At 76.8% G+C, this 12,401-nt stretch carries 7 protein-coding genes; all 7 read right to left on the reverse strand.

Features of this window, described 5'->3' with window-relative positions:
* Nucleotides 1-45: 45 nt before the first annotated feature.
* Nucleotides 46-3,156 (reverse strand): hypothetical protein, encoded by a 3,111-nt coding sequence (locus ABT014_RS13180; protein WP_350638795.1) that lies wholly within the window; start codon nt 3,154-3,156, stop codon nt 46-48.
* A 75-nt stretch (nt 3,157-3,231) separates the two neighbouring features.
* Entirely contained in the window at nt 3,232-3,927 is a 696-nt protein-coding gene (locus ABT014_RS13185; protein WP_350638796.1) for a hypothetical protein, read from the reverse strand.
* A gap of 7 nt (nt 3,928-3,934) precedes the next feature.
* Nucleotides 3,935-4,222, reverse strand: a complete 288-nt coding sequence (locus ABT014_RS13190) for a WXG100 family type VII secretion target (RefSeq protein ID WP_350638797.1) — start codon at nt 4,220-4,222, stop codon at nt 3,935-3,937.
* Between the two features lie 43 nt (nt 4,223-4,265).
* Nucleotides 4,266-4,610 carry a WXG100 family type VII secretion target gene (locus ABT014_RS13195; RefSeq protein ID WP_350638798.1) on the reverse strand — a complete coding sequence of 115 codons (345 nt, stop codon included), beginning with the start codon at nt 4,608-4,610 and terminating at the stop codon, nt 4,266-4,268.
* An 11-nt stretch (nt 4,611-4,621) separates the two neighbouring features.
* Nucleotides 4,622-7,936, reverse strand: coding sequence for a right-handed parallel beta-helix repeat-containing protein (locus ABT014_RS13200; protein ID WP_350638799.1), 3,315 nt, complete (start codon nt 7,934-7,936; stop codon nt 4,622-4,624).
* Nucleotides 7,933-11,028 carry a hypothetical protein gene (locus ABT014_RS13205; protein ID WP_350638800.1) on the reverse strand — a complete coding sequence of 1,032 codons (3,096 nt, stop codon included), beginning with the start codon at nt 11,026-11,028 and terminating at the stop codon, nt 7,933-7,935. Before ABT014_RS13205 ends, ABT014_RS13200 begins: the two co-directional genes overlap by 4 nt.
* 26 nt (nt 11,029-11,054) lie before the next feature.
* Nucleotides 11,055-12,395 (reverse strand): type VII secretion protein EccB, encoded by a 1,341-nt coding sequence (gene eccB / locus ABT014_RS13210; RefSeq protein WP_350638801.1) that lies wholly within the window; start codon nt 12,393-12,395, stop codon nt 11,055-11,057.
* Nucleotides 12,396-12,401 lie beyond the last annotated feature (6 nt).

A 12,401-nucleotide genomic window follows, 5' to 3' on the forward strand; every position in this document is an offset into this window, starting at 1 on the left:
GGTCAGGTGGCGGGCGGTCAGGCGGTCGGACGGTCGGTCGGGGGTTCAGCTGAACGCGTCGAGCCCGCGGGTGTCCGAGGCGCCCCACAGGTCGCGTTCCTGGACGAGCAGGTCGGCGGCGCCGCGTACGGGTGCTTCCTCCTCCGCCTCGGCGGGCTCCGGCTCGGGGTCGGGCGCGATGTCCTCGGTCGAGCAGGCCAGCGCGGCTCCGGCGAGCGCGACGGACGCCGGGGTGGCGGCGGCCTCGCCGGTGCGGTTGGGCTGCCAGGTGGCGAACGAGGGCTCCGCCGTCGCGGCCGCGCCCCAGGTGCCCTCGTCCGCGGTGGCCGGACCCTCGGCCGTGACGTCCGCCTCCTCCTCGGCCGAGGCCGCCCAGAGCAGCGGCGCGAAGGCGGCGCCCGCGACGTCCCAGGCCGCGCCCGGATCCTCCTCGCCGACGACCGGCAGGACCGCGACCGGGCCGGCCATCTGGACGGCGACCGGTTCGGGCTCGCCGCCCGAGGCCGGTACCTCCTCGGGAGTGTCCCCGGGGTCGGCCGCGGCGGCGTCCGCGCCCCAGAGGGCCGCCGCCTCCGCGACCGGCAGGACGAGGGCGGCGGTCTCCCGGCGGTCCCGCTCCCGCTCGTGCGCGGGTGCTGCCTGGGCGGGTGCTGTCTGGGCAGGGAGGAAGGGCAGGGTGAGGCCCTCGCCGCCCGTCACGGTGCCCGCCTCCGAGGTCCCGCCGTCGGCCTCGGCGGTCCACGGTTCGGCGTTCTCCTCCAGCAGGCCGCTGGCGTCGCTGCGTTCGCCGCTGCCCGTGGCGGTGGGCTGCGCGCCGGTGCCGCTGCTGGGGAGGTACGGCGTGCCGGCACCGTCCAGGGCGGCGGGCTCGTGCTCGGTGGGCAACGTGAGGCCCTCGCCGCCGGCTGCGGTGCCCGCCTCCGAGGTCCCGCTGTCGGCCTCGGCGGTCCAGGGTTCGGCGTTCTGCTCCAGCAGGCCGCTGGCGTCGCTGCGTTCGCCGTTGCCGGTGGCGGTGGGCTGCGCCCCGCCGCCCAGGCCAGGTGGGAACGGCATGCCCGCGCCGGCGAGGTCGGCGGCCAGGGGCTCGTGCGCGCCGGGCAGGGTGAGGCCTTCGCCACCGGTGAGGGTGCCGAGCCGGCTGTCGAGGTCGTCGCCGGTGTCGGTGGTGCCGGTCCAGGGTTCGGCGTTCTGCTCCAGCAGGCCGCTGGCGTCGCTGCGTTCGCCGCCGCCGGTGGCGGTGGGCTGCGCCCCGCCGCCCAGACCAGGTGGGAACGGCATGCCCGCGCCGCCCAAGCCGGCGGCCAAGGGCTCGTGCGCGCCGGGCAGGGTGAGGCCTTCGCCACCCGCGACCGTGCCGAGCCGGCTGCCGAGGTCGTCGCCGAGGTCGGAGGTGCCGGCCCAGGGTTCGGCGTTCTGCTCCAGCAGGCCGCTGGCGTCGCTGCGTTCGCCGCTGCCCGTGGCGGTGGGCTGCGCCCCGCCGCCCAGACCGGGCGGGAACGGCATGCCCGCGCCGCCCAAGCCGCCGGTGCTCAGGCTGCCGGGGAACGGCAGACCGGCCTGGCCGAGGCCGGGGAACTCCGCTCCCGAGGTCGGACCGGGAAGGCCGGCGGGCAGCCCGGAGGAGGTGGTGAGGTCGCCGGGGAACCCGACGGGCTTGCCGCCGGTGGCGCCGGAGCCCAGCCCCCCGGTGCCGCCGGTGTCGAGGCCGCCGGGGAAGGTGGCGGGTTTGGTGCCGGTCAGGCCGCTGCCCAGGTTTCCCACACCGCCGGTGCCGAGGCCGCCGGGGAACGCGCCGGGGGCGGGCAACGGGGACCAGGTGCCCGGATCGGCCGTCCCGAGGCTGTCGCCGAGGCCCGGCGTGCCGATGCCGGTGGTGCCGCCGCCCGCGGTGCCGATGCCGCCGATCCCGGTGCCACCGGGGAAGGCGCCGGGCAGCGGCACCCCGGTACCCGAGCCGCCGAGGCCGCCGAGGCCGTCCGGACCACCGAGCCTGCCGAGGCCGCCGGTGCCGGTGCCCCCGGTGAACGGGTCCGCACCGGAGGGGAGCGTCAGTCCTTGGTCGAGACCGCCGGTGCCGCCGGTGCCGGTCCCGCCGTGGAACGGGTCGAGGGCGTCGGCGAGCGCGCCGGAGCGGAGCGCGCCGGGGCCGTCGAGGCCGAGCGGGTCACCGAAGCCGGAGAGTTCACCGGCGGCGGACGGCAGGCCGCCCAGCCGGCCGCTGCCCCCGGTGCCGGTGCCACCGCCGAACGGGGACACCGCGGTCTTCACGTTCCCCGGGCCGTCCCCGAGCCGGCTCGCCGAGGAGGACAGCGGGTTCGGCCCGCCGAGGGCGTCCAGGTGGGTGAGGGTCGGCGCCGGGCCGAGGGCCGCCCGGGCCGCGGCGTCGCCCTGGCCGTCGAGTCCCTTGAGTTCCGCCAGGTCCGCCGGGTTCGGCTGGTCCCCGCCGCCACCGCCCCCGGCGCCGAGCGGTGAGTTGACCGGGCCCGGCGAGGTGATGCTGTCGACGGTCACCTGGTACTCGGCGGCGAGGCTCTTCAGCACCCGCCGCATGTCACGGTTCATCATCTCGACCACGCCGGGCGCCTTGCTGACCGGGATCAGACCGCTGCCGATCGCGTGGTAGCCCATCTGGTCCGCCTGGTTGGCGTACCAGTTGTCGATCTCGATGATCTTGTTCTGGGCGTTGCGCAGGTTCACCGCGTTGTCGGCCAGTTGCTGGGGGACCGAGTTGCCGCCCGGCCCGCCGCCCGAGATCACCTCGCCGACGGCGCCGACCTGCTTGGAGAACATCTTGATCATGTCCATGAACGAGTCGGCCGCCAGGCCCGTCCAGACGCCGTCCTTCCCCGCCAGTGCGGCGCCCTGATCGGCCAGGGACTGGGAGACGCCCTCGAACACCTGCTGGACCCGGTAGAACGCGTCGGCCGCGTCCTGGAGCGACTGGGGGTCGGCCACCGACCGGGCCTGGTCGCGGTTGGACGCGGAGGAGACGGCGTTGCTCATGCCGACGATGGCGGCCTCGATGTGCTGCCAGTCCCAGACGTCGTAGTCGTGGACGTGGAAGCCGCCCCCGGTGGGATTGCCGAACAGGGCGCCGTCGTCGCCCTTGGTGAAGTCGTTGTCGCTGCTGCCGGTGTCGCTGTCCTTGTTCCCCATGTCCCCTCCTGGCCGCGGCACGCGCCGCCCGCCGCCGCTCCCGCGTCCCGGGAGCGGCGGCGGACCGCGCGCCGATCAGTTGTTCTTGCCCGACGTACCGCTGTTGCCGGCTCCGCCGTGGGTGCCGCCGCCCGATCCCTGGCTGCCGCCCTCGGTCGGACCGCCGGCCGGACCGATGGCGGGATCGCCGCCGGCGTCGTGGATGAACGTGTTGAACTTCCCGCTCGCCGTGTCCATGGCGTCGTGGAGGTCCTTGGCGGTCATCTTGTTGGCCTCCTCGATGCTCTTGTACTTGGCGCTCAACTGCCGTACGCCGTCCCGTAGACCACCCAGGGCGTGCCCCAGGTCGGTGAGCGCCTGGAGGCACTGCTGCTTCAGGCCCGCGTCCTCATCCAGACCGTTGATCTTCGTCTGGATCACGTAGGCGTGGTAGAAGTTCCCCGGGTGCAGACCGATCGGTCCGAGCGCCTCCTTCGCCGCATCCACGGGCGGGATGAGCGTGGCGATGTTGTCGGCGAACCGGTCCAGCGACGCGGTGTCCACCGTGGTCCCGGCCGCCGCCTTTCCCGGTGGCGGCGGCACGGTCGGCTGGGTGAACCCGCCCGAGGAGTCGTACTGACCGTGCCCGGTCGTGACCGTGGTGCTGCCGGCGTAGTCCTCGGGGTGCTTGCGGTCGCCGTCACTGGTGTCGCCGCCGTTGCCGGCGCCGTTCGACGACGAGCCCTTGCCCTTGTGGGTGAAGTAGGCCCTGTCCTGATTGCTGTCGGCCATCTGCGGGTCACGACCAGAGCTGCACGCCGGAGCGCTCGCCGTAGAAGTAGTACTCGTTGATGGTGCCCAGCATCTGGGCGGCGTTGGCGGCCTTCTCGGTCATGTCCGCCGCCGCGCTGTCCCACTGCGCCTTGACCTGCGCGTAGGTGTCCCGCGCGGCGCTGGTCCACTCGGCGAGGTGCACCGTGGACTGGTTGTCGAGGTCGGCCAGCGTCTGGTTGATCCGCTGGGTGATGGAGGTCATCTCGCCGACGACGATCTCGACCTGCTCCATCTGGACCCGGTAGGTGCTCATGCTGATGTCTCCTCGGTTCGGGGGTGGGATGGTGGTGGCGTGGTCAGAGCGGGAAGCCGACGAGGCCCGAGCCGGCGCTGATCTGCTGCGAGACCTGGTGGGCCACGTCCGAGGTGTTCTGGTGCGTGTCGGCGTACACGTGGGTGTTCGCGGCCAGCGTCTCCAGCATCGTGGTGAGCGCCTGGTTGAGGTTCCGGAAGTCGGCCAGCCACTGCTGCATGGCCTGGTGGTAGATGGTGGCGGCCTCGCCCGTCCAGCTGGCGGCGAGCGCCTCCACCTGGCCCTCGACGTTGGCGTAGGCGTTGGTGGCGGAGTCCACCGCGTGCTGGAACGTGCCCTGGGCGGCGGTCATGCCCGCCAGTTCGACCTGCGACAGCTGCTGTGCCATGGCGTTTCCTCTCAAGAGTGTGCGGGAACGGGTTCCGGCTGGGGTCGTTCAGCCTCGGGGCGGGAGCCGGGGCCCGCCGGAGGACGTGTGAGGTCGTCCAGGGTGACCGTGCGCCCGTACGCGGTGGCGGCCATCCGCTCGGCCAGCCGGTGCGCCGCGTACGCGGTGCGCTGGGCGGGCTGCGCGGCGAGGGCGGCGACCAGCGCACCGGCCGCCTCCTCGTCCAGGCGCATCCCGTGGGACGACAGATGACGAACCGTCATCTCCAGTGCGTGCTCGGCCGTGTACGCGGCGAGCTCGACGAACTGCACGAAGGGCGCGGCCAGTTCTGGTCGGCGGCGCAGCGTCTCGACCAGGTGCGGGCCGCTGCCGGTGACGACCAGTACGGTGTCCGCGGCGCTCCGGGCGGCGGTGGCCAGCGCCTCGAACACGGCCTCGCACTCCTGCGGGGGGCGCTGCGTGAACGCCGGGTCCGCGTCGGCCACCAGCACCCCGCCCGCGGCGTCGGCCAGGGCGGCGGTCAGCCGCACCAGCGGCTGGTCCGGCCAGCGGGCCGGCACGGTGGACAGCGCCAGGTGCGTGGTCGCACCGCTGGTCAGCAGGCCGAGTTCGGTGAGGGCGCGGCCGTACACCCGGGCGAGGGCGCGGCGGCCGCTGCCCGGTGCGCCCTGGATCACCAGGTGCGGGGTCGGGCCGGTGGAGGCGCCGGTCCGGCGGGCCTGCGCGATCAGCAGCAGGCGGTCGCGCAGGGCGGCCCGGGCCTCGTCGGCGCCGGTCAGCGCGGCGAGGCGGTCCAGCGCGGACCGGCCGACGGGCGTGACCTGTTCGGGCTGCCCGGCCTCGCTGCCCTGACCGCCGGGAGCGGCCCGCTCGGCAGGGCCGGCCTCGCCGCCCTCCCCGTCCTGGCTGTCCTCGCCGTCCTCCCCGACCCGGTCCGTCGGGCCGGCCGGCACGGTGATCACGTCCGAGCCGGCCAGCCGGGACAACTCCCGGTCGCTGTCCGGGGGTTCCGCGGCGAGCCGGGAGGCCTGCCGGTTGATCATCTCCTCGAAGACCTGCCGGGCGACCCGGCCGTTGCCGAACGTGGCGGTCTTCGGCACCTCCTCGAAGTAGCGGTGCAGCGCCGCCACCGCGTCCTCGTCGGGCTCGTAGTAGTGCTTGCCGCACAGGCCCTGCACGATGGTGACCAGCTCGTCCGAGCTGTAGTTGGGGAATTCGACGGTACGGGAGAACCGCGAGGCCATCCCGGGGTTGGAGGCGAGGAACTGCTCCATCTGCGCCGAGTACCCGGCGACGATGACCACGATCTCGTCGCGGTGGTCCTCCATCAGCTTCATCAGGGTCTCGACGGCCTCCTGCCCGAAGTCCGGCCCGGTGCCCCGGGACTGGTTGGTCAGGGTGTAGGCCTCGTCGATGAACAGCACGCCGCCGAGCGCCTTCTTGACGACCTCGGTGGTCTTGATCGCGGTGCCGCCGATGATCTGCGCGACAAGGTCGGCCCGCGCCACCTCGACGATGTGCCCCTGGCTGAGGATGCCCAGCTCGGCGAGCACCGCCCCGTACAGCCGCGCCACGGTGGTCTTGCCCGTGCCCGGCGGGCCCGCGAAGACCAGGTGGCGGCTCATCGGCGGCATCGGCAGGCCCATCTCCTGCCGCCGCTGCGCCAGCTTGTTGACGTTGATCAGGCCGGTGACCTCACGCTTGACGCTCTCCAGCCCGACCAGGGCGTCCAGGTCGGCGAGCGGGCCGGTGCCCACGCCGGACGCCTCCGACGCACCCGGGGCCGGGGCGGTGGGCAGGCCGTCGCCCGCTCCGGCCGGCGCCGGGGCGCCGCCGTCGGTGTCCAGCCGGGCGACGTCCGGCTCCCCGGCGCCCCGGGCCCGGCCCACGGCGGCGCCCGCGTTGCCGCGGATCTCGCAGTCGTGGATCCGCACCGGTCCGTCGGTGGCGGAGCGCACCCCGTCACCGCCGTTGTCGGAGACCGCGCAGTTGTCCAACTCCGCCCGGGCGGCGGGCTGCAGGTGCACGCCGTGGCGGCGGGCACCGGTGATCCGGCAGCCGACCGCGGTGACCGAGCCGCCCCCGGCGACCCGGACGCCGTCGCCGCCGGAGGCGGTGAACTCGGTGTCCCGGGCGGCCAGCCGGGCGTCGTCGCCGACCAGGGCGGGGCCGCCGCGCAGCAGGGAGGAGACCAGCTCGGCGCCGGCGCCGGCGTCCAGGGTCAGCGCCGCATCCGCGCCCGTGGCGAGCACCCGCACGCCGACCAGCTCGGCGCTGGTCCCCTCGCCCAGGACGATCCCCGAGCCGCCGTCGCATTCGAACTCGGTCTCCCGGGCCGTCAGCCGGCCCGCGTCCGCGAGGGTCACCGCGGCGGTGCCGGTCGCGGCGAAGGAGCTCTTCTCGCAGACCGCCTCGGAGTCGCCCTCCACCAGCAGCCCGACCGGTGTTCCGGCGATCCGGCAGCCTTCCAGCCGCACCGCGGACCCCTCCGCCACCCGGACGCCGCCGGCACCGGCCCGCTCGATCCCGCAGTCGCGCAGCACCGGCCGGGCGCCGCCGCCCACGTGCACCGAGGTCCCCCGGGAGCCGGTGAAGGTGCAGCCGGTCAGGACGGTCTCCCCGTGGCCGGTCAGATAGGCGTCGAGCGCCGAACTCCCGCTGACGACCAGCTGGTCCAGCCGGGCGCGGCCGTCCTGCTCGACGGCGACCGCCGGCTTGCCGCTGCCCTCGATCCGGCCGCCCTCGACCACCACCGCGCCGCGGCCGTTGACGCAGATCCCGTTGCCCCGCGGCCGGACCAACGAGCAGTCCCGGACGGTCAGTTCGCCGTGCTCGGCGATGACGAACGCGGAGGAGGCGATATCGGTGAGCACGCACTGCTCCACCAGGTTCGCGCCGGCGGAGGTCACCACGATGCCGGCGCCGCGGGTGTTGGACACCTCGCAGCCGCGCAGCGCCAGCACCCCCTCGTGCCAGGCCAGTACGGCGGCCCAGGCCTCGCCGGAGAGCCGGCAGCCGTCCAGCGCCGCCTGCCCGCGCCGCACGTCCAGCACCGGCGCTTCGGCGTCCGAGCCGGAAAGTTCCAGGCCGGACAGGCGCACCGCCTCGGCGTCCAGCACCACCGTGCTGCCGGTGGCCGAGTGCAGCACCACCGGTCCCTCGCCGGGCTCGGCGGCCAGCGTCACCGGCCTGGTGATGGTGAGCGCCTCCTCGTAGCGGCCCGCGGCCACGGTGATCAGGGCACCCTCGGCGGCGTCGGCCAGCGCCGCGCCGATGGTCGGGTAGGCGCCGGGACGCTCCCGGGAGACGAGCAGTCGCTGGCTCACGCGGCCACCGCCTTCGGGGCCGTACGGGGGAGCAGGCCGGGCGCGGCGCCCGGTGGCGGGGTGGGTCCGGTGTCCGCGGCGCCCGCGCGGGCGGGCGGGGCGGCTCCGTCGGCGGCCCGGGCCAGGCCGTCCAGGGCGATCTCGTCGAGTGGCACGCTCGTCTTCCTGTTCTCCGAGCCCTCCGAGGTGGAGAGCTCACGCAGCAGCAGTCGGTCCTGGTCGTCGGAGCCCAGCACGCGGAACCTGGTGCCGGGCGGGAACACCACCCGGTCGGGGGCGGCCGGGGCGAGCAGCGCGGTCCGGCGGGCCGTCAGCGACCAGATCAGGAAGTCGGTCGCGCCGGTCACCGGTTCCGCGACGCGGGACCAGGCCGTGCAGAAGGCCCACTCGGTCAGCACGTCGCCCTCGCGGTACCAGGCCCGCTCGGCCGGGTGCAGCGCGGCGCGCAGCAGGGTGGCGCCCCGGTGGGACGGCAGCCGTCGCAGGCCGGCGGCCACGCAGCGGGCCAGCGGGACGTGCGGCCCGACGGTCGCCGTTCGGATCGCGGTGTCGAGGGCCGCGCCGTCACCGGTGAGGTAGAGCCGCAGGGCGGCCAGATCGGTGAAGGCGTCGCTCTCCTCGGCCCGGGTGCTGCCGCGCAGCCCGGGGGACTCCGAGAGCACCCGGGACACCGTGCCGGACGCCGCGTTGAACTGCCGGGCGAAGGTGCGCCACACCCACTCCCGTTCCCGGGCCATGCCGCGCTCCTGCGGTACGGCGCTCGCGTCCGGCCCGGGGACGGGCTGCACCCGGACCGTGCGGGACGCCGCCGGAGCGGCGGGCCGCGCGGTGGGCGGAGCCTGATCCGGTACGGCGCGGGGCGCGGCCGGGGCCGACGCCGGGGGCGCGACCGACTCCAGCCGGATCCCGGCGGGACGCGCCGGCCGGGCGGCCGGTGGGGCGGGCGCCGGCGGCGGGTCCGAGGCCTCGGGGAGGCTCGGCGTGGCCTCCGGGGCCGACGGATCTTCGGGTACCTCCGGGAGCGCGGGGACGGGGGTCGGGCCGGCCGGAGGCGCAGCCGGTACGGCTGGTGGCGTGAGGTCCGGCACCGGTGCCGGCACCGCCTCCGCCTCCGGTCCGCCCGCGCCGGTCTCCGGGGTCCCAGGGGTCCCAGGGGTCCCAGGGGTCCCAGGGGTCCCAGGGGTCTCCGGGGTCCCAGGGGTCTCCGGGGTCGTGGGCACCGGTGGCGTCGGCGGCTCGTCCCGGCTCGGCCCGGCGGCGCGTACCACGCGGGTGTGGAACGGGTCGGCGGGCTCCTCGACCGTCGGGCGGCCGGGGCCGGGCCGGGCGGCCACCGGCGAGGGTGCGGACGCGGTGCCGCCCCTGACCGTGGCACCCGCCGGCGCGCTCGGCAGTGCCGGCGCCGCCGCGGCGTGCAGCGCCTGGGCAGCGGGCGGCCCCGCGACTCCGGACAGCCCCGCGGTTCCGGGCGTGCCGGTCGCCGGTCCGGCCGAGCTGAGCAGCGCACCGGACGGACGCGCGACCGCGCCGAGGTGCTCGGACCCGGTCCGGGCCGGGTGCACCGAAGGCACCGCCACCGGCAGCCCGGCGCCCGCGGGCGCCCGACCCGCCTGGGCACCGACGAGGTCCTCCACCGTGCCCCCGGCGGGCCGGGCGCGCCGGCGGGTCCGCGGCCCGCCGAGGGTGAGCAGCCGCGCCGGGGCGTCGGCCGGTCCGACGGCAGCCGCCGTACCCGCCGTGGCCCAGAACGCGAGGTGCGCGGGCCGCTGCGGAACCGTCCGGACGGCCGTGCCGGGGCGGGCGTTGTCGTCCATCACCACCGGCTCGCCCAGCGTCCACGTACCGGCCGGGCCGGCGGGCGAGGCGAGGCCGGGGGCGTCGGCGGGGGCGATCCGGTAGGCGTCGCGGGCGTCCGGCGGCAGCTGCCACAGCAGGTCCTGCGCGAAGGCGTGCATCCGGTCGGCGCTCGCCGGCTCGCTGCGGTCGTACAGCAGCGCCGCGTGGCCGTACGGGGCGGGGCGCCGCCGTACGTCGTTGCCGCCGGGCGGCTCCAGGGCGGGGCGCACCCACAGCCCGGACTGCACGATCTCCAGCACCGTGCCGGGGGCCAGCTCCCAGGCGGCGGAGCCGACCGGCGCGAGTCCCGGCAGCGGGCTGCGCACCCCGAGCGGCTCGGGCGGCGCGGTCTCGGCGAGCGGGTGCCGGCGCGGGGCGTAGCGGTACTGCGCGGCGAACGGCTGCCAGCCCGGCGTCCCGTCGGCGAGCAGGCCGCGCACGTCCGGCGGTGCCTCGTGCCCGCCCGGCAGGACGGGCAGGCCGGCGCAGACCACCACGTGCTCGCCGAAGGCGTCGGCCAGCTCCTGCCCGAGCGCGCCGGCCCCCGGGGGCAGCGCGAGCGGCCCGTACGGGACGAACCGCACCTGGCGGCGGACCGAGGGCAGCACGGTGGTCCACAGCCGGAAGGCGTCGGCCAGCGGCACCGCGGGGCCGCCCGGGCTGCCGAGCACCACGGTCAGCACCTGCGGGTCGGCGGGCAGCGTCTCCACCAGCCGGCGCCACCCGTCGAGCAGGCCGTTCGGCCGGGCACCGCGCAGCCAGACACCGCACGGCACCGACTCGACCACGCCGTACGGGCTGGTGGCCCACGGCCGGTCGAGGGTGGTGAACTCCCACATCGGGCGCGGGTAGCGGCGCGACTCCGGCCGGGCGGCGGCGCCCGGCCGCAGCTGGAGCCAGCCCGCGCCGTGGTCGATCGGGACGAACAGCCCGCCGCCCGCGGTGGGCACCGGCCGCCCGTCGGGCACCAGGACGACCCGTCGCAGCCGGTCGGCGATCCGCTGACCGGCCCACCGGGCCTCCGCCGGGGTGGCCCGCCCGAAGACCAGCCGCAGGCTGGCGGCGCGGCCGGCGAGCAGCCGGGCCACCGCGTCCCAGACGGCGGCGGGCGCGCCGCACGGCAGGTCGAGGACGACCGGGAGGTGCTGCGGGTCCGGTGCCAGCCGGGCCGTGAAGTCCAGGGTCTGCGGGTCAGGGCGGCCCTTGGGGTGGACGAGCAGGGCGTGGCCGACGGTCCGGCACCGCAGGGCCTGCACGGGGGGACGGGTCCTGAGTCGCACGGTCACCGCCCTCCCGCCGTCGCGCGGGCGGCGGCGACGTCCAGCACCGGGCCCTGGGGGAGTTCGGCGAGCAGGTCACCGGGCACCGGCGTGCGCGGCCGGCCGGCCAGCCCGAGCTGGGCGGCGGCGGAACCCTCGCCCAGCGGGTAGGCGGTGCCCTGGTCGTCGATCAGGTAGCTGCGCGGGGCGAGGGCCTGGGCCGCCAGCTGGGTCTGGTCGACGGCGTAGACGCCGCTGTCGGCCGGTACCAGCACGGGCCGGGTGCCGGTGGCGGCGGCGCCGCCCTCCAGCACCACCCGGCTGCGGACGGCCGTGCCGTCGGGCGTCTGGGCCAGGCACAGGGCCTGGCCGGCGGCGGCGATCGGGGGTGCGTCGCGGACGTCGGGCAGGCGGTCCGCCGGCGGGGGAGCGGTGGACAGCGGGGTGCTCGCCATGTCGGTCGCGCCGACCCGGCGGACGGCGGGCGCGCCGGGCGCCATGGCGAGCAGCGCGGCCTCGCTGGCGTTGACCGGGGCGATGCCGTCGGAGCGCATCAGGTAGTAGCGGTCGGTGCCGCCCGAGTCGGTGCTGAACAGCTGGCCCACGGTGACGGCGGCGCCCGCCACCTGACCGGCCGGGGCGCCGGCGTCCGGCACGGTGGGGGCGGCGAGCGGTGCGCCCTGCGGCAGTGCGGCCAGCCAGCTCGGCCGGGCGGGCACGGCCTGCTCGCCGTCGAGGCCGAGGGCGATCAGCACGCTGTCGGAGGGCACCGGGTAGCGGACACCACCGAACAGCAGGTAGCGCTTGCCGTCCGGGCCGGCCAGCAGCGCCTGCCGGTCGGCCGGTACGGGCGTGGTGCGCCCCTGCGGTGCGAAGTCCACGCTCTGGCCGGTCGCCAGGTCGGGCCGCAGGCAGCGGGTCCAGCCGCCGGTGAGCAGTCCGGTGCCGGTGGGCACGGTGTCGGGCGCGCCGGGGATGCCGATCGGGGCGCCGTGCGGGGCGCCGGCCAGCGCCGCCCGGTCGGCGGTCTCCATCGGCGCGGTGCTGCCGGCCAGCAGCAGGGCGGAGGCGCGGTTGCGCACCGGGCGCAGCTCGCCGTCGAGGAGCAGGTACCGGTTGCCGGTCTGCCGCTCCAGGACGATCGCGCCGGGCGTGCGCCAGGCGGCCGACGGCACGGGCGAGATCAGCCCGTACACGCCGGAGCCGGCGCACAGCAGGGCGGTCACCCCGGCACCGAGGAAGGTGCCGAGCGCGGCGCGCCTGGTCGGGCTCTCGCCCCGCCCCGGGTCGCCGCTCACCAGGGCCGTGGCCAGCCGGCCCATGGCGAACTGGTAGGCCTGGACGTGGTCGCGTCGGGTCTGCACGGGTTG

It is taken from the genome of Kitasatospora sp. NPDC094015 (genome assembly GCF_040304075.1).
Lineage (GTDB): Bacteria > Actinomycetota > Actinomycetes > Streptomycetales > Streptomycetaceae > Kitasatospora.